Origin of the sequence: Paraglaciecola mesophila, from assembly GCF_009906955.1 — a bacterium.
Lineage (GTDB): Bacteria > Pseudomonadota > Gammaproteobacteria > Enterobacterales > Alteromonadaceae > Paraglaciecola > Paraglaciecola mesophila_A.
Map to the genome: position 1 here is coordinate 1590376 of NZ_CP047656.1, position 21913 is coordinate 1612288.

The window sequence follows — 21913 nt, forward strand, 5'->3', positions numbered from 1 at the left end:
CCATGAGACCCCTTATTTCTCTGGCGATTAAGTGCGCGCTGTTGTTCCCTTTTTTCTTAAGTGCTTCGCCGATAGATACACTGAAACCTGTAGGCAGTGCAAGGTTGTCTGTACTGTTTTGGGACATATATCAATCAACTCTCTACAGTGCTGACGGCTCCTTTTCTCGCGATGATCTTCTGCCAGAAAGCCAGCGGCGCCTCGCACTCAACATTCAGTATTTACGCGATATTGAGGCTGATGAGCTAATAGAAGCCACCGCCGATGAATGGGATAAGTTAGGCGTGCTCAAAGCGACCTACCAACCTTGGTTAACCCAACTTGCAGCAATATGGCCGGATATTCAGGAAAACGACGAACTGTTATTTGTACTGGACGACGCTGAAAACGGCATATTCTATTTTAATCACAGCGAGATAGGCCGTGTTGACAGCCCTGAGTTTGCCAAGCAGTTCTTGCGTATTTGGTTAGATCCCCAGTCTAGCTACCCTAAATTACGCAATAAATTAATCGGACGAGCAAAATAGGAGCATATATGGCTATCTTTAAAGTGCTGGCATTTTCAACAAGCCTTATTCTAGTTAGTGGGTGTAGCACGTCGATTGATGATTATCGCGACACAAGCCCTACTTTCTCTTTGAAAAGCTATTTTGATGGTGAGCTAACGGCATGGGGTATAGTGCAAGATTATTCAGGAAAACTTACGCGGCGTTTTTGTGTTGATATCACCGCCACATGGCAAGGGAATAACGGCCAACTTCACGAATCATTTTATTTTAACGACGGCACTCGCCAAACCCGAATATGGAACGTCAAGGTTGCGCCGGATCAAAGCGTAACAGGCACCGCAGGGGACGTTGTAGGCCAAGCAACCGGTCACTCACAAGGCAGCGCTTTTAACTGGCAATACACCTTAACAGTACCTATTGATGGCACTGAGTATGATTTTGCTATTGATGATTGGATGTACGCTTTAGACGACGAGCGCATGATGAATCGTTCGTACATGAAAAAATTTGGGGTAACAGTGGCTGAGTTTTCGATCTTCTTCGATAAAAGCGCCCGTCTTCCCTCGTGTGATAGCCAAACAGAATAATAAAAGAAAGCGACGCCGCTTTCTTTTATTTCATTCTCGACTCAGCAAGTATTACTCAACGACGGATATAGGCTCAGACTCTTTCGCTTTACCTTGTTTAACCGCTATTTCGACCCGGCGGTTGCGGCTTCTCGCTTGAGCATCATCTTCACCTAACAAAGGAGCCGTATCCGCTTTACCAATGACAGCCATCCGTCCTTCGTCAAAGCCCGGTGCCTTGCGCAACTCTTCGGCGACGGCTACCGCGCGCTGCGCCGACAAGTCCCAGTTAGACCGATAGAGTTCATTTGAAATCACCAAACTGTCACTGTGACCAGAGATCTCTATATCACCCGGCATATCAGCAAGTAAGGTCCCTATTTTGCGTAAAATCGGCTTAAACTGTGGCTGTAAAAATGCAGAACCGGCAGAAAATGAGCCGTTCTCTCGGATACGGATGATCAATTGCTGACCCAGCGATTCCATTTCGATCGCCCCATCTAAAATTTCTTTTTCCAGTTGCTGTGCCACCTTCTTCATTTGCTTAGCCACTTCTTCTTGGCTAGCCGCGGTTTTTGCACTGGATTGCTCGCTTGCCGTTTGCTGAGCAGCACCGCCTTTTTGCTCGCCTCGTTGTTTTTGGCGCCCACCAGCGGAGTCTTCATTCCCCGCTTGAAATTCTAACATCTGCTGGGTCATTTCTATGGTTTGCTGCTGAATGGTTTCAATGGGTGTAGGATCAGGTCGACCCGGCCTAAACTCCATCGCGATCACGCTGGTGCCTTTAGGAATGTCTTTTACTTCAATTTTATTTTGCACACCAAAGGCAAACTTCATTGAGCCGGCAATTTGTTTAAATTTGAGCACGTCCATTTCTGAGAATGACAACAACAAAACAAAAAAGCACATCAACAGTGACATTAAATCAGCGAATGTCCCCATCCACGCAGGTAGCCCTGGAGGGGGGCATTTTGGGCATTCGTCGTCCATCAGTTACGCATCTTCCGTGGCAGTGCCACGCTTGCTGGCTGCCAGATAATTTTTCAAAATACCTTCAATAACACGAGGGTTCTGGCCATCGGCTATGCCGATAATGCCATCGAGAATCAGGCTCTGATTTAATTTCTCTTCCACCGCTCTGTTACCTAATTTCTCAGCAATAGGTAAACATATCACGTTAGCTAAAACAGCCCCGTAAAGTGTGGTTAATAGGGCAACCGCCATTGCTGGCCCTATAGACTTTGGGTCATCCATGTTTGACAACATGGCAACCAAACCAATGAGTGTACCAATCATTCCCATGGCTGGTGCGACATCCCCCATGCTTTTAAAAATAGTTGCCCCAAAATCGTGGCGCTCTGTGGTCATTGAAATATCTTTAGCCAACGTCGCACGTACCACATCCACATCGTGACCGTCGACCAGCATATCGACCCCCTTTTGCATAAACTCGTTTTCGATCTGTGCTTCTTCTAAGGCTAAAAAACCGCCTTTGCGAGCAGCATCGGCCATTTCAACGATTTTTTCGATTTGAGATTCAGGCGATTCAATTTTAAACATGAAGGCTTTGCCAGCCACTTTGCCCGCACCAAAAAATTGTCCGAGGGTGAATTGGGATAACACAACGAACAAACTACCGCAGACGACGATCAATATTGAAGGCACGTTAAAAAACATGCCTAAATCACCGCCCAGAACCATCGCCATGATCACAAACCCGATTGCGCCAATCATGCCTATAAGGGTTGCTAAATCCACATTGTACTCCCATCAAAAAAGTGTGTTACGCGAAACAAAAATGGCCCAGCACTAAAAGCGGCCTGATGATATCCAACGAAATACCAAAATATGCATTTTAGGTTGTTGACTTGGCTAATCATTTTATCGACAAAGTTTAAATATTCTATAGTACTTAGCGATAATTCCTATCTAATCAAATACAAACTACCCCACTGTTCTTGTGATAAGTAGGCAATCAAGAGACAATCCGTACCAGGTTAGCGTGCGGCGCTATGAAAAAGGTTTGACCACTATTTAGCCCTCAGGTAAGGTGCGCTCAACTCGCAAAAGAGCAGAAATATAAAGAAGCAATTACTATGACCAGTCGTAAAAAAACCGAAAACTTAAGCTTTGAAGAATCAATGCAAGAGCTCGATAGCATAGTCAATCAAATGGAAGAAGGTGAGCTAAGTTTAGAAGATGCGTTAAGTCGTTTTGAACGAGGTGTCCAATTAGCTCGTCACAGCCAAAACAAGCTCAAACAAGCCGAACAAAAAGTTCAGATTTTAATGGGTCAAGACGAGCAAGCACAGCTGGCTGATTTCGACCCCGCCAATACCCAAGACAAATGACATTCGACATCCTACAAAAACGTGTTCACCAGCGCGTTGACGCTTTGTTACAAGCGCAGATAAATACTCTTGATGAACACGCACCTCGATTAAAAAGTGCCATGCAGTATGCCTTGTTAATGGGTGGAAAACGCATGCGACCTTTTTTGGTTTATGCTGTCGGCGAAGCCTTAGGGGGAGAACAATCTGATCTTGATGCCCCCGCCCTAGCGCTGGAGTGTATTCATGCTTATTCCTTGGTGCATGATGACTTACCTGCGATGGACGACGACGATTTACGCCGCGGACACCCCACGTGTCACATTCAGTTTGATGAAGCCAATGCTATTTTAGCCGGTGATGCTCTGCAAACATTGGCTTTTGACATTATCGTTAATTATCCATTGTCAGATTTTGCCAATGTGCAACGTATAGAGTTGGTGCGTATTTTGAGTCAAGCGTCTGGTTACGACGGCATGTGTGGTGGCCAAGGAATTGATTTAGAGTCCACGAACAAACTGATTTCTCAAGCACAATTGGAATTATTACACAGTAAAAAAACCGGTGCGCTTATCACTGCAGCGGTAACGATGGCATCCGTGTTGTGTCCGTCAGTTAGCGATGAAAGTAAAATGCTATTGCAGCAATATGCATCCACCATTGGCTTAGCGTTTCAAGTGCAAGATGATATTTTAGATGTAGTTGGTGACTCAAAAACGCTTGGGAAACCCCAAGGTTCGGATCAAGAGCAAAATAAAAGTACCTACCCTGCATTGCTTGGTCTGGAAGGCGCGCAGGCTTATCTTGCCCAACTTCATCAAGAAGCACTTCAAGCTTTGACTGCTTTACCTTACAATACGCAGGTGTTGAAATCATTTACCGATTTCGTCATTCATCGTAATCACTAATTACGAACGATACATCATCATATAATAATAGTAGAAACGTACCTCATGACCCTGGATTTAGCCCACTACCCGCTGTTAGCTTTAGCGGACACGCCCGAGCAATTGCGCGAGCTTCCTCAAGACAAACTAAAGCAAGTCGCGAAAGAATTACGTCAATATTTACTCACTAGCGTAAGCCAAAGTAGTGGTCATTTTGCCTCTGGGTTAGGCACAGTTGAGCTAACCGTTGCCCTACATTATGTGTACAACACCCCATTTGACCGGCTTATTTGGGATGTGGGCCATCAAGCCTACCCCCATAAAATATTAACTGGCAGACGTGACCGTATGCCAACAATCCGTCAGAAAAACGGCTTGCACCCTTTCCCTTGGCCTAATGAAAGTGAGTACGATACCTTTGCCGTTGGTCATTCATCTACCTCTATAAGTGCCGCTGTAGGCATGGCGGTGGCAGCCGAAAAAGAAGCCTTGGGTAGAAAGGTGGTTGCGGTTATCGGTGATGGCGCAATGACCGCAGGTATGGCTTTTGAAGCCCTAAACCATGGCGGTGACATAGATAAAGACATGCTGGTTATTTTGAACGATAACGAGATGTCAATTTCAGAGAACGTAGGGGCATTAAATAGCCACCTCGCTCGTTTGCTGACAGGTAATTTCTTTAACTCTATTCGCGATGGCGGTAAAAAGCTGCTTAGCAGCGTACCTCCAATCAAGGAATTCGCCAGTCGTGCAGAAGAGCACATCAAAGGCATGGTCGTACCCGGCACCATCTTTGAAGAATTAGGCTTTAATTACATTGGTCCAATTGATGGCCACGATGTGAATGGCGTGGTCGATACGCTTAAAAACATGCGTAATATAAAAGGTGCGCAAATTCTCCACGTCGTTACCAAGAAAGGCAAAGGCTACGAACTAGCAGAAAAGGATCCGATTAAGTTTCACGCCGTACCTAAGTTCAACCCGTCTGCCGACGGACTACCTAAAGCTGCGCCAAGCGATCCAACGTTTTCAAACATATTTGGTCGTTGGTTGTGCGATATGGCAGAGCAAGACCCCAAACTTATGGCTGTCACACCAGCTATGCGTGAGGGATCAGGCATGGTGGCATTTTCACAAAAGTTCCCTGAGCAGTATTTTGACGTGGCAATCGCCGAACAGCACGCTGTAACATTTGCCGCAGGCCTTGCCAAAGAAGGGCAAAACGCCGTAGTTGCTATTTATTCTACCTTTTTGCAACGCGCATACGATCAGGTTATTCATGACGTAGCCTTGCAAGAACTGCCTGTGCTGTTCGCCATCGACAGAGCCGGTGTTGTCGGCGCCGATGGCCCGACCCATCAAGGTGCATTTGATATTCCATTTTTACGCTGTATTCCTAATATGGTGATCATGACCCCTGCGGATGAAAACGAATGTCGCCAAATGCTTTATACAGGCCACACCTTGAATAAACCCGCTGCGGTGAGATACCCCAGAGGTTCAGGCACAGGTGTGACACCTAATACCGCTATGCAAGCGCTAGAAATAGGGAAAAGTCGCACTATTCGCCAAGGCGAAAAAATTGCTATTTTGAATTTTGGTGTGCTGCTGCCGTACGCAGAAAAAGCCGCAGAGGTGCTCAATGCGACTGTGATTGATATGCGCTTCGTGAAACCGCTAGATACTGAGGCAGTTGCCAGCGTTGCCAAAGATCACGAGTTGATCATTACCCTTGAAGATGGCGCTATCACAGGTGGAGCAGGTGGTGCAGTAGCAGAATACTTGCTAAGTACCGTGCATACGAGTCGATTACTGCAAATAGGCTTACCAGATGAGTTTATAATGCAAGGTACGCAAACAGAAATGTACGCCGAAATAGGCATGGATGACGCGGGTATCGTTGCTAAAGCACAGGCATTTTTTAATCAATAACGGCCCAGTACACATGAGCCGTTTATTGATTAAACGGCGCGCCTTTTTCTAACTGCAAAAAGAACACTTAACGCTGAGCCAATAATCTATCTAGGTGATTGGCAAACGCTTGCTTTTCTTTGTTGCCATAAGCGCTTGGCCCACCCGTTTGAACACCGCTGCTACGCATGGTATCCATAAAATCACGAATATTTAAGATGCTACCAATGCTTTCTTTGGTGTATAGCTCACCCCGCGGATTAAGCGCATGCGCCCCCTTAGCGATAACTTCTGCGGCTAACGGTATATCGGCTGTGATCACTAAATCGTTCGCAACACATTGTTCAACGATATAGTCATCGGCCACATCAAAACCACTTTGTACTTGAATACTAGTAATATTTTTATCAGGGGGAACAGGAATATGTTGATTAGCAACCAAGGTCATTTCAACCTGAGTGCGCTGTGCAGCCTTAAATAAGATTTGTTTTACTAATACTGGACATGCATCCGCATCGACCCAAATTTTCATAATGTTCCTTGTCGACTAATTTATTAACACAGAAGAGAACGCACCAACGCACCTATTCAAATGCACATGCTAGGTTTTTCTACGCATAAGCTTGCGCACAAGTGACGATACTTAAAGGCGCTACAGCCAGCCCAAATAAAGCGTGATATGCATAATTACCAGTGCAAATAAGCCGGCCAGAATATCGTCAATCATAATGCCAAAGCCGCCATGCACTCTGGCATCTAAATAGCTAATCGGCCACGGTTTTAAGATGTCAAAAATGCGAAAGAGAGCAAAGCCCAACAACACAGTTTGCCAACTCAATGGGACAGCGATCATCGTAATTAGCAAACCGGCTATTTCATCCCAGACGATAGATGAATCATCATGCACCATCATATCCTGGGCGGTTTTACCGCATAGCCAGATACCGATTACTGACGCAACCAAAGTGACCAACAAATAGCCTGTTAGCGAAGTGCTATACCCAAGCAAATAGACTAATGGTATCGCCGCGATCGTACCGAATGTACCAGGCGCTTTAGGTGCTAAACCGCTGCCAAAGCCTAACGCTAAAAAGTGGATGGGATTAGCCAGCGATACCCGCTTTCGAATATGCCGATCCATTATGCCCGCTTAGTATTATTGTGTTGGCTGCTGACCTCATTATGACTGAAGTGCTCGAAGCCCGTTTTACTGTAAGCGTAGCTTTCATCATTGAACTTTAAGTCAACTTTACCCACTGCACCATTGATCTGGCCTATACAGGTAGCAGGTACGTTACTGCTTGCTAAAACGCGCTCAACACTGCTTTTTTGCTCTTCACTTACGGTGAAAAGTAATTCGTAGTCATCACCTGAGCTTAACGCGTAATGAAACGCAGTATCTCGCTCAACTGACTCTAGCATGGCAGGAGATAACGGCAGCTTATCAAGTTGCAAACACACGCCACACTGAGAAGCATGTAAAATATGCTTAATGTCAGCCAGTAAACCATCAGATATATCAATACAAGCACTCGCTACGCGGCGTAGACTTGTACCCGCAAAGACCCTAGGTGACGGATAATGTAACCGATTTAGTAAGTATGTGGAGTGTTCTGAGTTCGTAACTTGTGCTTGATTAAGCAGTATATCTAGTCCTAGGCCAGCATCACCTAACGAACCGGTCACATACACAAAATCACCCGGCTTCGCCCCTGAGCGCTTTAACGCTTGATCAGCGGCCACGAAACCTTGAGCCGTGATAGTAATAGCCAGTGGACCTTGCACCGTATCACCACCAATAAGCTGGATTGAGTAATACTCAGTCAACTCTTTGAAGCCTTCCGAAAACGCTTCGAGCCACTTTTCATCAACATCTGGCAAAGACAGCGATAAACTTAGCCAAGCGGGCTCAGCCCCCATAGCAGCTAAGTCGCTTAAGTTTACCGCAATGGCTTTTTGTGCAATGGCTCTAGGGTCGGCATCTGGTAAAAAGTGTACGCCGCTGACGAGTGTATCTGTCGTCGTAGCAAGGGCCTGACCAGTAGGAATTTGGGTAATGGCACAATCATCGCCTATGCCTAGCAGTACATCCTTGCGCTGAAAACTTACATCGCGAAAATAGGTATCAATTAACGAAAATTCTTTCACATTCTTATTTTAAAACTCTGAGATTAAAGGGAATACACAGCCTGTGTCACTCCCTAAAATATAACGATATCTTATGACAATTCGTGTTTGCGAAGGGTCTTAATTGCTTTGTCTAGCACACCATTGACGAACTTATGGCTCTCTTCAGCGCCGAACGACTTAGCTAACTCAATCGCTTCATTAATCACGACTTTGTATGGGACATCAACACGCTCAACAAGTTCGTATGTCGCCAATCGTAAAATGGCATTTTCGACAGGATCAAGCTCTTCTGGCAAACGACCTAAGTAAGGCTTTATTTTGGCGTCTAACTCTGCGGTTTTACGCACGACTGCGCGAAGTAATTCAAGAAAGTACTCGGTATCTACGTCTTGCATATTATTGCTAGTGACAATACTGAGCTCTACTTGATCAAGTGGATTTTTTGACATCTGCCAAGAGTAGACGGCTTGAACCGCAAGCTCTCTGGCTTTACGACGGGCTGCTGGTTTCACCTACTCTGCCCCTTCGATATTGGCCATAACATTAACCATTTCAAGCGCCCCTAGAGCAGCTTCAGCACCTTTATTACCCGCTTTTGTACCAGAGCGCTCTATGGCTTGCTCAATACTGTCAGTGGTGATAACGCCGAATGAAACAGGAATACCAAATTCAAGTGATACTTGAGCTAATCCCTTGTTGCATTCACCAGCTACAAACTCAAAGTGTGGCGTACCACCGCGAATAACTGCACCTAACGCGATGATCCCATCAAAGGTACCTTTTTCCGCAAGCTTTTTAGCCGCGATAGGCAGCTCGTATGCACCGGGAACGCGAACCAAAGTGATATCTTGGTTGTTTACTTCACCGTGACGCTCAAGCGTATCTAATGCGCCTTCAACCAAACTCTCAACAACAAAACTGTTGAAACGTGACACAACCAACGCAAATTTTTTGCCTGTTGCGCGAATATTGCCTTCAATGATATTCATGCCTAATTAGCCCTAACTATAAAAAATGGCGCGTATAATAGCACAGCACTATATGATCCCAAACAGCTTAATGCGCTGTTTATAAAATAGTCATTATCTATGGTGAAGCATTTTGTAGATCAGGACGAAATCAAAGTTCGGGGAGACGTTTAAGCGAATAGCGCTCATCAACTGATGAAAAACGTGTAAAAACAAAAAACGCCTGGCAAGCAGGCGTTTTTAGAGTTTGCGATTAACTGTTTAGCTAATCTACGTACTCAACCACTTCTAAACCATAACCAGATAACGCGTGGTACTTCTTAGGTCGGCTTAGCAAACGCATTTTCTTCACGCCGAGGCTAGCAAGTATTTGGCTGCCTACCCCTACAGTGCGCGAGGTGCCAGTCCATGCAGCGCCGACCGGTTTCTCGCCGTTGTCTTCAGCTTCAAACTGTTTTACTTGCGTCAATAGGTCTTCGTCTTTACCCAGTAACACCAACACTCCACCTTCAGCGGCGATACGTTTTAGCGCTTGCGGTAAGTTCATGCTGCGCTCGATAGCACGCTCTGAACCAAGTAAATCACTTAGCGTATTGTGCAAATGCACGCGCACCAGTGTGGGTTCACTCGGGTTGATATCACCTTTGCTCAGCGCAAAGTGCACTTGGTTATCAATTGAATCTTTGAAGGTGACCAAATCAAATTCACCGTACTCTGTTGGCAGTTTGCACTTTGCCACTTGTTCGATGGTGGTTTCATTTAAATTACGATACTCAATCAAATCGGCAATGGTACCAATTTTAAGGCCATGTTTTTTCGCGAACTCTTGCAACTCTGGGCCGCGGGCCATGGTGCCGTCTTCATTAAGTATTTCAACGATTACAGAAGCAGGCTCTAAGCCAGCTAAACGCGGTAAATCCACCCCTGCTTCGGTATGTCCCGCACGGTTTAATACCCCACCCTCTTTAGCGATAAGGGGGAATATATGCCCTGGCTGCACAATATCATTGGCCGTGGCATCCGTGGCAACCGCTGCCAAAATAGTACGCGCTCGATCTGCGGCAGAAATACCTGTGGTCACCCCTTCACGCGCTTCGATTGATACGGTGAAGTTAGTCGAGAATTGCGCACCATTGTTATCTACCATCAAGGGTAAATTCAAACGCTTACACCGCTCAGCTGTCATGGGCAAGCAAACCAAACCCCGCGCGTGCGTGACCATAAAGTTAATGTCTTTGGGAGTGACGCACTCGGCGGCCATAATCAAATCGCCTTCGTTTTCACGATCTTCGTCATCCATTAAGATGACCATTTTGCCTAGACGAATGTCTTCGATAATTTCTGCTGTTGTGTTCATTGCCATAATAATGTGATTCTTTTTGGTTGTGTCTTAGGGTTAGCAGTTATCTGCATGTCTCAATGTGTATAAAAGCACACGACTGTACTTCAACAGGCGCTAGCGTAAAAAGCCATTCTCGGCTAGAAACGCCATACTGATATCTGATTTTTGCTGGCCTGACTCTGCGGCTTTATCACCAAGCATTAAACGCTCAAGATAACGAGCCACCACGTCTACCTCTAAATTAATTTTAGTGCCTTTTTTATAGCCACCTATAATGGTTTCTTGCAGGCTGTGGGGAATAAGGGTAATCAAAAATTTGGCACCGTCTACGGCATTCACCGTCAAGCTGACACCGTCCACTGTGATGGAGCCTTTTTCCGCTAAGTAACGGGCTAAGTCTTTTGGCGCTTGCACCCAAATTTCCACGTAACGCCCAACAGGGTTAACGGATATCACTTCGCCAACACCATCTACATGCCCGCTGACAATGTGCCCACCAAAGCGAGAAGTAGGCAACATGGCTTTTTCTAAGTTAACCTTGCTCCCGGCTTTATAGTCCGCAAAGCCACTGCGCTTGATGGTCTCGTGAGACACGTCAGCACTAAAACCACTCGAATTCATGTCTACCACGGTTAAGCACACACCGTTGTTGGCGATACTGTCACCTAGCGCCACATCCGACATATCCAATTTATTCACCCGTATACGCAGGCGAATATCATCCCCGGTTGGGGTTAAAGATTCGATGTGCCCCACATCTTCAATTATTCCGGTAAACATAATGTCTTTTCACTCATATTAACTGTGTAGTCCGCTTTTAAACATCCCGCTGATTTCAAACGAACAGGCTATGTTAAACGGACACCCTATACCAAACACGCCAGTTATCTACGTTATGTACGGGTCACTAGGCGTGGGTAGTAAATTATGTGAAGCGCGCCGTCAGCTTTAAATCAGGGCCGACTTGGCGTACATCCTGCCATTGTAATTCAAAAGCTTGCTGCATTTGGGTTAATTCGTCTACAGCAAATAAATCTCGGCCTTTATCCCCTAATAGTTTGGGCGCTTGGTACAAAATCAATTCATCTATTAATTTATTCTGTAATAGTGCCCCGGCAAGCTTCGCCCCTGCCTCTACCCAAATGTGGTTAAACCCGCGCTGGCCAAGATGTTTCATTACATCTTGCAGGTCAAGTTGCGCACCGTTTGATTGGGCTTGATATTGCTCAACATGCTCAGGAAACCCAGCGCTATTTGGCTGGCTATTGATAATCACAATGGGAGACGATAAAGCAAATAAATGCAGATCAGGGTGCATCTGGTTGCGCCCATCGAGCAAAACTCGCACAGGTTGGCGTAAATTCGCTTCTGCTACTTCATTTTTAGCAAAACCCAATTCGCTGTAACGCACATTCAATGAAGGGTTATCTGCCAAGACTGTACCCGAGCCAGATAATATCGCACAGCTTGCTGCTCTATGACGCTGCACGTCTTCACGGGCTAAGGGCCCGGTGATCCACTGGCTTTCACCGTTATTTAACGCCGTTTTACCGTCTAAGCTTGAGGCTAACTTAACAGTTACCCAGGGCATGCCCGTTTTCATACGTTTGATAAAACCGCGATTAAGCGCCTTGGCTTCACTTTCAAGTAAACCACTGCTCACCTGTACACCCGCGTCACTGAGTTTTTGTAAACCACTGCCGGCCACCAGCGGGTTTGGGTCAACCATGGCGGCAACAACACGTTTCACCTCCGCTTTTAATAATGCGTCGGAGCATGGACCTGTGCGTCCCTGATGATTGCACGGCTCTAATGTGACATAAGCGGTCGCGCCTTTGGTGCGCTCACCCGCTTGGGCAAGGGCATGAATTTCTGCATGGGGAGTCCCGGCTTTTTGATGCCAGCCTTGGCCGACAATATTGCCTTGAGCGTCAGTGATAACACAGCCCACATTGGGATTAGGCGAAGTGGTGTACTGGCCTTTTTCAGCCAAACGGATGGCCAAAGCCATCATTTTTGCGTCAAGCGCAGAGAATTGCGTCACTCTACAACCTTATTAATTTAACTCGAGGGCACAGAAAAAACATGAATCATTCGCCATGCTAGTCACCCAAACGCGCGATTTCTTCGCCAAATTCGCGAATATCTTCGAATGAGCGATACACAGAGGCAAAGCGCACATAGGCCACTTTATCCAGCTCTTTAAGGGCATCCATAATCAAATTCCCCAAGTATTCACTAGTGATCTCGCGCTCACCTGTGGCACGCATAGCCGATTTAAGGCGACTGATACACTGCTCCACTTGCTCGGTACTCACTGGGCGTTTTTCAAGGGCACGCTGCAAACCAGCCCGCAGCTTATCTTCGTTAAACGGCTCACGAGAGCCATCACGCTTAACCACGCGAGGCATGACTAATTCAGCCATTTCAAAAGTAGTGAAACGCTCTTTACACATAGTACATTCACGACGGCGGCGCACTTGGTGCCCGTCAGCCACTAAGCGAGAGTCAATCACCTTGGTTTCTTGGATAGAACAGAAGGGACAAAACATAACGTTCTCTTGTACCGGAAATTTGCCCGTAAATTACCAAAAAAACGCCAAAGTTGATAGGAGTATGAGTTACCGTCTTCAATTAGACTAAATTAACGACGTTTGTTGGCTTATTAGCCCAATTAAATTAAGGCTGTATCTGTTGCAAAAGCCCCCTCGGGACAAAAGTACTGGCCGCAGCGATAACGCTGTTATCATCAACAGATACCACACGGCTGTTAATCTTCACACCACGGTGAGTCGCTATTAATGTGCCCGTCAGCACGTAACTCATGTTGGTTTGGCCGTTAAGTTTCGCGCCGTTGCGTGAGAGCGCCAGATCGCCCATAGCTGATACGTCTATGTGCTTCGTCAGCTTGAAATCCACCACGTTAACGCCATAACGAGGCAATTCAGTGGCTAGTGCTTCCGCAAATTGGTTACCTAAGCTACTTGAGTTACGTAGCGTCTCATCAAAATCCACAAAGCTTGCAACGCCCACAGTCGTGCCTTCAAGAGCTGAAAATTTAGCCAACTTGCCTGCTAATTGTTGCGCATAGTCCCCCAGCCCTACCTTGCTATTGCTAAATATGCCACCGTGATTTGACATATAGCGCCCGTTCGCATTACCTAACTGACGCTCGTTCATTGGCTGTGTGACTGAACCGTTCTCTGGGTTATCTTCAATAAGAACTGACTCGCTTTTGTTTAACGCTTTGTATCGCTGAGTGCGCGCTATTTTTTGCAAGTCATTCATCAACTGTGTTAACTCTTCAGGTGAATCAGCAAGGGGCGCAAGGGGATTAGCATAAGAGGTATTGCCGCTATTGACGTTATTCACATTGATCGAGGTGTTGGTATCGCCTGCATTGATGGTGTGCGAGCCGCCCACTGCTATGCCTTTGTTTTGCGGTTCCTTTTCACTATCTTGCGCATACTGGGGTTGACCTAGCATGTATTGCTCTAATGAGGGCGAACTGCCAATAACCGCCATCTTGCTCAACGCATCAATTAGAAAGGCTAAATCTTCTTCATTTTTGACTAAGCGCTCTAGGGCCGGCTTCTGCGCTTCCCACTCTATTTTTTGTTGCTCTAACATGGCCTTTAATTCAAGGTACTGGGGGTCGCTTTTATCAACAATTATTTCATCTTCGCCCTGAAACATCGAACAACCCGATACCGATATAAGTAATAAGCCAGCGCAACACGCCTTGGTAAGTACATCAACCATTTTCGAGTTATCCACAATGAACGTCTTCACAATACACCCCAATTTTTTATCGTTATGAATCAGACTCAACAAATACGCCTAGCTCTTTTCGCTTTGTTTGAATTTAAGGCTAATACCAGGGTTTCCTTGACTACGGTGCAAAGCGTTGACCACGCTGGCGGGAATAAATCCTTGGGCGCTGGATAACACCTTCTTAGTGTTGATAGACACCATACGGGCGTTCACAATGACACCATCTTGGTGCTTAACCATGGTGCCACCCATTACATATTGCACAGGCATGTCTGGGTTTAGTTCTTCATAATCACGGCTGAAATTAAAATCGCCAGTGGGGGTCACGCGAATAAAATCTGAGCTTTTGAAGTCCAATACGTTCAACCCAAATTGATGTAACTCATGCATAAAACTTTCGGATAGTTGGTTACCAAGTAGGTCTGTTTCATCAAAGCTACCATCAAGGTAGACGAAGCTCGTTACGCCGACATCCATCTTACTCTCAGGATTATCCATATTCGCGATCAAATCCTGCATGATACCTTGCACATAATGGTTAACATCACCGACTTCGACACGTTTATAAATGTCTGACATGCGTTGGTTATTGTAACGACTAACCGATGTAATACTTTGCTCACTCTCGCTCATCCTTTCCATGTCTTGCACTTGCTCTTCGCTAGAGAACCAACTTGAACATGAAGAACTTAAAAAACACATAAGTGGGATAGCGGCTAGTTTTATCAATTTCATAATGGGCTCACTTTTATAATGACGAGCGATACAGCTTGTTGTGTTTCATCTGGATTTGATTAGCATTTAGACCAATCACACTATTTGGGACATTGTCTGATACCGCGGCAATAACAGTCCCTTCACGCAAATCTAATAATCTGGCATTGACTGTGGTCATCTGATTTCCTTGCAATAACGTACCGACGACCATGTAGCGCACATCTATATCTTTACTGATATCAGCGCTATCACGACTTAATAACCGTTCGTGGTCTTTGAACAGTTGCACTTGATTCGCAGCACGTATCTCAACCACGTTAAAACCGCGCTGAGTGGACACAGACAGCATGCTCTCTTGAAGCTGCAACCCCAGCATGTTCAGTGAATGATTGGCTTTTGATAGAGCTAAACTTTCTAATTCAGTAAAACTTACTACCGCTAAATTGCCGTATTCAATGGGCGCTAAGCTGGCAAACAATTTGTTCGCTATTTGTTCGGTGTGCTGCAATAAAGGCTCTTCGGCCACAATCTGCCCTTCTTCGGCATCTTCTTGCCACGAAGGTAAATGGGCACAGCCAGCTAAAACAAGCATCAGTAGACTCAATAAAATCTTCAAAACATTAGCTCCACATCATCGGTGCGTGACTGCCTTAATCGCTAAGGCGTAACGTAAAATCATGATTGCAGCGTCAAAAAACGGTGCTTCAAATCGTAATATTGAGGAATTCAGCAAATATCAGGCCATAAAAAAATCCGTTGAGGAGCACCTCAACGGATTTCTTTTCAATGCACTTGTTTTACCGCCTTATATTTCGCTCAAATATTACAGAGCGGGCGCGCTAAAACCTAAGCGTATACCGGGAACTTACCACAAAGGGTTAAGACTTCGCCTTTAACGCGTTCGATAACCGCTTCGTCTTCGATGTTATCGATAACGTCACAAATCCAGGTAGCGACTTGTTTGGCTTGCTCTTCTTTAAAACCGCGGCGGGTAATGGCAGGAGAGCCGATACGTAAGCCACTGGTCACAAACGGTGAGCGTGGGTCGTTAGGAACTGAGTTTTTGTTGACTGTGATGTTAGCGCGACCTAGGGCTGCGTCTGCATCTTTACCTGTGATGTCTTTGCTGATCAAATCAAGTAAGAACAGGTGGTTGTCAGTGCCGCCAGAAACCACATCGTAACCGCGTTCTTGCATCACGCTGACCATGGCCTTGGCGTTAAGCAATACTTGCTGTTGGTATGCTTTGAACTCTGGCTGTAGAGCTTCTTTAAATGCAACGGCTTTCGCTGCAATCACGTGGCATAAAGGACCACCTTGGTTGCCAGGGAATACCGAGCTGTTAAGCTTTTTGTAAATGGTTTCATCGCCACAAGCTGATAAAATCAAACCGCCACGTGGGCCCGCTAGGGTTTTATGGGTGGTGGTTGTCACAACATGCGCATGAGGTAAGGGGTTAGGGTACAAACCTGCTGCCACTAAACCGGCAACGTGAGCCATATCCACTAATAAGTAAGCACCTACTTTGTCCGCGATTTCACGGAAACGCTGCCAATCAACAATACCTGAGTACGCTGAGAAACCGCCGATAATCATTTTAGGCTTATGTTCAACCGCTAGGGCTTCTACCGCGTCGTAATCGATTTTTCCAGTTTGCTCATCGATACCGTACTGTACTGCGTTATACGTTTTACCCGAGAAGCTAACATGTGCACCGTGGGTTAAGTGACCACCGTGGGCAAGGCTCATACCTAGTACCGTATCGCCGGCTTCAAGCAGCGCCATAAAAACCGCTGAGTTAGCTTGTGAGCCAGAGTGAGGTTGCACATTGGCGTAATCAGCGCCAAATAATTGGTTAGCACGTTCAATGGCTAAATCTTCTGCGATATCAACGTATTCACAACCACCGTAATAACGCTTATGTGGGTAACCTTCTGCGTATTTGTTAGTCAGTTGCGAGCCTTGGGCTTCAAGCACACGCGGACTACAGTAGTTTTCAGAGGCGATCAGTTCAATGTGATCTTCTTGGCGCTGGGTCTCTTGCGCGATAGCTTGACTCAACTCAGGATCAAAATCGGCAATATTCATGTCACGTGATAACATCAGTTCTCCTCGGGGCCGTTACTCTTGCTCAATAAAAGTCGCAAAACCGCATGCGCTTTGGCCTATCAAGAATACACATTCTTAATAGACACTTAACGCCGTAGCTGCATTTTTCATCAAACGCGATATTGGCTGGCAATTTAAGTGCTAAAAATTAAGGGCTAAAGATTAAGTGCTAACTTAAAAGAGCGCACATTCTAGTCATTTTGCGCTTTTTGTACATAGCTTTTATGCAATGTTCTATAACCTAAAAGTGTAAAGAAGGCTCACCACGGCTTAAGTGGTGAACCAGTGCTCCTAAATACACTCTGCGTTAGCAGTGAATTTCAAGCCAATTTGACGGCGAATTTCATCCATCGTTTGCATGACCGCTAGGCTGTCGCCGTGGGGCATAAAATCGCTGCATACTTGATTTTTCTCAATCATCTTCATGGACTCTTCAATTTGATATTCAAAGCCATTTACCCGATGCGCAAATTCAATCACTTCGTCTTGCGCACCTTCTTGCTGCAAGATCGCTTTATTGCCATTCCAAAACATATACGGCAAAACGATGCGCCCCTTACTGCCCATTAACATCATTGAATTGCTCGCCTGAGCGGCAATGGTGCAAGTAAACTGTGCGAAACGCCCTGACGGGTAGCGCATATTCACGATTGTGTTTTCATCTACTTGCAGGTTACCAAAATGGCTCATGGCGCTGATTTCACTTGGGTGCTCTTGCATTAAGCACTGGCTCAAAGTAATGCTGTAAACACCTAAATCTAGCAAGGCGCCACCGCCCAGCGCGGGGTTATGTAGTCTGTGCCCATCCCTGTCACCAAACGCAAAACCAATGTCAGAGCAAATATATTGCAGCTCGCCAATGCGCCCCTCATCAAGCCATAGTTTTACTTGCTCGAAGCACGGCATAAAGCGGCTCCACAGCCCTTCTTGCAGTAATAATTGTTTCTCTTGTGCTAACGCTATTAACGCTTCGGTTTGCGCGGCGTTAATGGTCAGCGGTTTTTCCATTAACACATGTTTGCCTGCTTCTAAGCACATTTTTGCTTGCTCGTAGTGCAGGCTTTGCGGCGTTGCTATATACACCACGTCTACCTCTGGATCAGCCAGCATCTGCTGATAGCTGCCGTAAGCTTTCGGAACGACGCCGTCAGCTTGATGAGAAGTGCCGTCAGCTTGATGAGAAGTGCCGTCAGTTTGATGAGAAGCGCCGTCAGCTTGATGAGAAGCGCCGTCAGCGCTGTATTTGTCAGCAAAGGCTTGTGCTTTGTCAATATCGCGACTGGCCACAGCGTAAAGAATGCCTTTTTGTGACGCCATGAGTGCATCGGCGAACATATCTGCAATCGAGCCTGGGCCCATGATGGCCCAATTAAATTTATTCATATTTATTCCTAAATAACCTGAGACTAAGGATTAGATAAGCGATACATCAGCACCGCTGTTTTCTCAATGTTCTGTTTGAAAGTACGCATATCTGCCACTTCATCCTTGGTGTGGCCGCCCTCGCCCATTAGGCCTAAGCCGTCGATTGCCATTTTCACATGCCCAGCAGTAAACGAAATATCCGCCGCGCCGGCATTTCGCGGGTTCACCGCGGTAATTGGCCCATAACCTAAATCCACACTCACTTGACTGTATTGCGCTAATAACGCCTTATTGCCTTTGGTTTCTTTCATCGGAGGATAACCTTCATCAAATGTGAAAGTAGCGTCTGTTAAGGCTAAGTGTTGTTTGACGACGTCATTCATAATTTTCTGCGCCTCAGCTAGCTGTTCTTGTGAGGCGGCCCGTAAGCCCCCTTTAACCGAAGCGTGTTGGGCCACAACGTTGGTTTTGCCAAATGCAGTGACTTCGTCGCCCCCTTTACTTTGCATGACCCGAGTGCCACCTGCAACCACGCCGGGGTTGAAACTAAGCAAAGGTAAATCGGCCAGTTGCAAACGAAATTCCTGTAAAATACGCGCCATTTCAAATATCGCCCCATCACCCACTTTATCGGTAAATATTTGTGACGAGTGGGCAGCCTTGCCAGATGTGGTCACTTGCCAAGTCGAGGCACCGCGCCGCGCGGTTACCGCCGTGCGTATGTCACCATCCGCATCTTCAAAACCAAGGGCCACATCGGCCCATTTGGCTGCATCGACCAGGGCTTTTTTCGATATAGATAACGGACGTCCGCTTGACTCTTCGTCACCGGTGAGGACCACTTTAATGTTTAAGCGGTCAAGCATGCCTTTGGCTTTTAATGCCTTGATTGCAGCAAGCATGATCACATTGCCGCCTTTCATATCTGAGATGCCCGGCCCAGCAATATGCGTTTCATCTATTTCTTTGCTCTGCTGAAAGTCATCCTCTTTGGAAAATACCGTGTCTAAATGACCGATAAGCAATAACTTTTGTCCTGTTGGGTGAGTTGGTGACTCATAAGTGGCAACAAGGTGCCCAGCGCGGTTAAATTCGCTGCCATCTACCCACTGGGTTTGAAAGCCTAGGGCGTCATATTCCTTGCGCATGATATTGCCTACATCTTTGACACCCGCAAAATTCATCGTACCGCTGTTGATGTTAACGGTTCTAAGGAGTAACGCTTTGGCGCTAGTTAGCTCTTGGCTGGCCTGTTCGACTAAGGCATTTTCGACTAAACGACTGGCCAATACTGGCTGACAAAAAAGGCCGGCACAGACAAGTAAAACGGATGTTTTTTTTAACATAGCTCTCTCTTTTTATTCCCTAAGACCTGTTAAATACTACGCGAGTGAGGTGCGCGATGCACAGCGAAATTTGTCAATGAATGTGTGCTGGTTAGCAATTACTCAGCAAACCGAAAAACAACTAAAATCACAATATATATCAGCTAGATAATCTCAATTAGAGACGCAAAAATGCACCCAATATAAACAATTACAAAAATAGTATCAGCTAGCGCTTTCATCGCTTATGTGCAGTGTTTACAATAGGCAAAATTTTATGGAGTTGTTTTCATCATGGCGCAATACGTATATAGCATGAATCGTGTGGGCAAAATCGTGCCCCCGAATAAATACATTCTTAAAGACATATCACTAAGCTTCTTCCACGGAGCTAAAATTGGTGTGCTTGGTTTAAATGGCTCAGGTAAATCTACCCTGCTAAAAATCATGGCGGGTCTCGACAAAGACATCGAAGGGGAAGCCATTCCACAAGCAGGCTTAAAAATTGGTTATTTACCTCAAGAGCCCCAGCTTGACGAAAGTAAAGACGTACGCGGTAATATCGAAGAAGCGGTCGCCGATGTGGCCCATGCCCTTAAGCGCATCGAACAAGTGTACGCTGCCTACGCTGAAGAAGACGCTGACTTTGACGCCCTTGCAAAAGAGCAAGGTGAACTTGAAGCGATTATTCAAAGTAAAGACGGCCACAATTTAGAAAACGCCCTCGAGCGCGCCGCCGATGCCTTGCGTTTGCCGCCTTGGGATGCCGATGTCAGTAAATTGTCTGGGGGTGAGCGTCGCCGCGTCGCCCTATGCCGCTTGTTGCTTGAAAAACCCGACATGTTGCTGCTTGATGAGCCGACCAACCACTTGGATGCAGAATCAGTGGCTTGGTTAGAGCGCTTCTTACATGATTATGAAGGCACAGTTGTGGCCATTACCCATGACCGTTATTTCTTAGATAATGTCGCCGGTTGGATTTTAGAGCTTGACCGGGGTCAAGGTATTCCGTGGGAAGGTAACTACTCATCTTGGTTAGAACAGAAAGACGCGCGTTTGAAACAAGAAGAGAAAACCGAGAGCGCTCGTCAAAAATCAATTAAAACCGAGCTGGAATGGGTTCGCTCAAACGCCAAAGGTCGTCAATCAAAAAGCAAAGCCCGTATGGCTCGTTTTGAAGAGCTCAACACAGGCGATTATCAAAAACGGAATGAAACCAATGAATTGTTCATTCCACCGGGAGACCGCTTAGGTGAGCAAGTTATTGAAGTTAACCACCTGCGTAAAAGCTATGGTGAGCGTTTACTGATTGACGATTTAACCTTTGCTATGCCCAAAGGCGCTATTGTGGGTATCGTTGGGCCAAACGGTGCAGGTAAATCGACGCTATTTCGCATGCTAAGTGGCGAAGAAAAAGCTGACTCGGGCGAAGTCATTGTAGGCAGCACAGTAAAACTGGCCAGTGTTGATCAGTTCCGTGACCATATGGATGGCAACAACACTGTGTATAAAGAAATCTCTGACGACTCAGACGTGATCCGTATCGGTAACTTCGAGTTAAACAGCCGCGCATATTGCAGCCGATTTAACTTTAAAGGTAACGACCAACAAAAGTTCATCAAAGATTTATCAGGTGGTGAACGCAACCGTGTGCATTTAGCAAAACTGCTAAAAGCGGGTGGCAACGTATTATTGCTCGATGAACCCACCAACGACTTGGACGTTGAAACCCTACGAGCGCTTGAAAACGCGCTACTCGAATTCCCTGGGTGTGCCATGGTTATCTCGCACGATCGCTGGTTCTTGGATCGTATCGCCACGCATATCATGGATTACCGCGACGAAGGTAAAATTAACTTCTTCGCAGGCAACTACACAGAGTACGCTACTTGGCTTAAAGACACCCAAGGCAAAGATGTGGTTGAGCCCCATCGCTTAAAGTACAAAAAAATTAGCAAATAATGCTTTGAGCGCCGCTGT

The 21913-nt window shown here is 46.1% G+C and carries 23 protein-coding genes; 6 read left to right on the forward strand and 17 right to left on the reverse strand.

The window, feature by feature from the left end; all coding sequences use genetic code 11:
* The first annotated feature begins 2 nt into the window (after positions 1-2).
* Both FX988_RS06820 and FX988_RS06825 read left to right on the forward strand, forming a co-directional pair.
* Positions 3-527 (forward strand): chalcone isomerase family protein, encoded by a 525-nt coding sequence (locus FX988_RS06820; RefSeq protein WP_160178925.1) that lies wholly within the window; start codon positions 3-5, stop codon positions 525-527.
* An 8-nt stretch (positions 528-535) separates the two neighbouring features.
* Entirely contained in the window at positions 536-1096 is a 561-nt protein-coding gene (locus tag FX988_RS06825) for a DUF3833 domain-containing protein (protein ID WP_160178926.1), read from the forward strand.
* 51 nt (positions 1097-1147) lie between these two features.
* Here FX988_RS06825 and FX988_RS06830 read toward each other — a convergent pair whose 3' ends face one another.
* The gene (locus FX988_RS06830; RefSeq protein WP_160178927.1) at positions 1148-2065 is read right to left on the reverse strand and encodes a flagellar motor protein MotB; all 918 of its coding nucleotides are present in this window, start codon (positions 2063-2065) and stop codon (positions 1148-1150) included.
* Between the two features lie 3 nt (positions 2066-2068).
* Entirely contained in the window at positions 2069-2833 is a 765-nt protein-coding gene (gene pomA / locus FX988_RS06835) for a flagellar motor protein PomA (protein ID WP_160178928.1), read from the reverse strand.
* 338 nt (positions 2834-3171) lie between these two features.
* On the opposite strand from pomA, the gene xseB reads away from it, so the two are divergent.
* The 3 genes from xseB to dxs are packed head-to-tail and all read left to right on the forward strand — an operon-like array spanning position 3172 to position 6224.
* Positions 3172-3426, forward strand: coding sequence for an exodeoxyribonuclease VII small subunit (gene xseB / locus FX988_RS06840; RefSeq protein WP_160178929.1), 255 nt, complete (start codon positions 3172-3174; stop codon positions 3424-3426).
* Positions 3423-4313 (forward strand): (2E,6E)-farnesyl diphosphate synthase, encoded by an 891-nt coding sequence (gene ispA, locus FX988_RS06845; RefSeq protein WP_160178930.1) that lies wholly within the window; start codon positions 3423-3425, stop codon positions 4311-4313. The genes xseB and ispA overlap by 4 nt, the downstream gene beginning before the upstream one ends.
* A gap of 45 nt (positions 4314-4358) precedes the next feature.
* A complete protein-coding gene (gene dxs, locus FX988_RS06850) occupies positions 4359-6224 on the forward strand; it encodes a 1-deoxy-D-xylulose-5-phosphate synthase (RefSeq protein ID WP_160178931.1) in 1866 nt (621 codons plus the stop codon).
* Positions 6225-6291: 67 nt separating this feature from the next.
* Here the strand turns inward: dxs and FX988_RS06855 are convergent, their stop codons facing one another.
* The 15 genes from FX988_RS06855 to FX988_RS06925 all read right to left on the reverse strand — a co-directional run bounded on the left by FX988_RS06855 (position 6292) and on the right by FX988_RS06925 (position 19954).
* A complete protein-coding gene (locus tag FX988_RS06855) occupies positions 6292-6735 on the reverse strand; it encodes a YaiI/YqxD family protein (protein ID WP_160178932.1) in 444 nt (147 codons plus the stop codon).
* Positions 6736-6855: 120 nt separating this feature from the next.
* Positions 6856-7344 (reverse strand): phosphatidylglycerophosphatase A, encoded by a 489-nt coding sequence (locus FX988_RS06860; protein WP_160178933.1) that lies wholly within the window; start codon positions 7342-7344, stop codon positions 6856-6858.
* Positions 7344-8351, reverse strand: coding sequence for a thiamine-phosphate kinase (gene thiL / locus FX988_RS06865; RefSeq protein ID WP_160178934.1), 1008 nt, complete (start codon positions 8349-8351; stop codon positions 7344-7346). Before thiL ends, FX988_RS06860 begins: the two co-directional genes overlap by 1 nt.
* A gap of 71 nt (positions 8352-8422) precedes the next feature.
* Positions 8423-8845 (reverse strand): transcription antitermination factor NusB, encoded by a 423-nt coding sequence (nusB, locus tag FX988_RS06870; protein WP_160178935.1) that lies wholly within the window; start codon positions 8843-8845, stop codon positions 8423-8425.
* The gene (ribE, locus tag FX988_RS06875; RefSeq protein ID WP_160178936.1) at positions 8846-9322 is read right to left on the reverse strand and encodes a 6,7-dimethyl-8-ribityllumazine synthase; all 477 of its coding nucleotides are present in this window, start codon (positions 9320-9322) and stop codon (positions 8846-8848) included.
* A gap of 244 nt (positions 9323-9566) precedes the next feature.
* Positions 9567-10664 (reverse strand): bifunctional 3,4-dihydroxy-2-butanone-4-phosphate synthase/GTP cyclohydrolase II, encoded by a 1098-nt coding sequence (gene ribBA, locus FX988_RS06880; RefSeq protein WP_160178937.1) that lies wholly within the window; start codon positions 10662-10664, stop codon positions 9567-9569.
* A gap of 93 nt (positions 10665-10757) precedes the next feature.
* Positions 10758-11423 (reverse strand): riboflavin synthase, encoded by a 666-nt coding sequence (locus tag FX988_RS06885; protein ID WP_160178938.1) that lies wholly within the window; start codon positions 11421-11423, stop codon positions 10758-10760.
* Positions 11424-11568: 145 nt separating this feature from the next.
* Positions 11569-12687: a bifunctional diaminohydroxyphosphoribosylaminopyrimidine deaminase/5-amino-6-(5-phosphoribosylamino)uracil reductase RibD gene (gene ribD / locus FX988_RS06890; RefSeq protein ID WP_160178939.1), complete on the reverse strand. Its 1119-nt coding sequence runs from the start codon at positions 12685-12687 to the stop codon at positions 11569-11571.
* A gap of 58 nt (positions 12688-12745) precedes the next feature.
* Complete coding sequence (gene nrdR, locus FX988_RS06895; RefSeq protein ID WP_006992170.1) at positions 12746-13195, reverse strand: transcriptional regulator NrdR; 450 nt, start codon at positions 13193-13195, stop codon at positions 12746-12748.
* A gap of 127 nt (positions 13196-13322) precedes the next feature.
* Positions 13323-14435 carry a FlgO family outer membrane protein gene (locus tag FX988_RS06900; RefSeq protein ID WP_160178940.1) on the reverse strand — a complete coding sequence of 371 codons (1113 nt, stop codon included), beginning with the start codon at positions 14433-14435 and terminating at the stop codon, positions 13323-13325.
* A gap of 48 nt (positions 14436-14483) precedes the next feature.
* Positions 14484-15152: a FlgO family outer membrane protein gene (locus FX988_RS06905; protein ID WP_160178941.1), complete on the reverse strand. Its 669-nt coding sequence runs from the start codon at positions 15150-15152 to the stop codon at positions 14484-14486.
* A 13-nt stretch (positions 15153-15165) separates the two neighbouring features.
* A complete protein-coding gene (locus FX988_RS06910; protein WP_254700740.1) occupies positions 15166-15750 on the reverse strand; it encodes a FlgO family outer membrane protein in 585 nt (194 codons plus the stop codon).
* A 230-nt stretch (positions 15751-15980) separates the two neighbouring features.
* Positions 15981-17237: a serine hydroxymethyltransferase gene (gene glyA / locus FX988_RS06915; protein ID WP_160178942.1), complete on the reverse strand. Its 1257-nt coding sequence runs from the start codon at positions 17235-17237 to the stop codon at positions 15981-15983.
* Positions 17238-17534: 297 nt separating this feature from the next.
* Positions 17535-18626, reverse strand: a complete 1092-nt coding sequence (locus tag FX988_RS06920; protein ID WP_160178943.1) for a Gfo/Idh/MocA family protein — start codon at positions 18624-18626, stop codon at positions 17535-17537.
* Between the two features lie 23 nt (positions 18627-18649).
* Entirely contained in the window at positions 18650-19954 is a 1305-nt protein-coding gene (locus tag FX988_RS06925) for a M20/M25/M40 family metallo-hydrolase (RefSeq protein ID WP_160178944.1), read from the reverse strand.
* Positions 19955-20227: 273 nt separating this feature from the next.
* Between FX988_RS06925 and ettA the strand changes: the two genes are divergently transcribed.
* The gene (ettA, locus tag FX988_RS06930; RefSeq protein ID WP_160178945.1) at positions 20228-21895 is read left to right on the forward strand and encodes an energy-dependent translational throttle protein EttA; all 1668 of its coding nucleotides are present in this window, start codon (positions 20228-20230) and stop codon (positions 21893-21895) included.
* Positions 21896-21913: the final 18 nt, after the last annotated feature.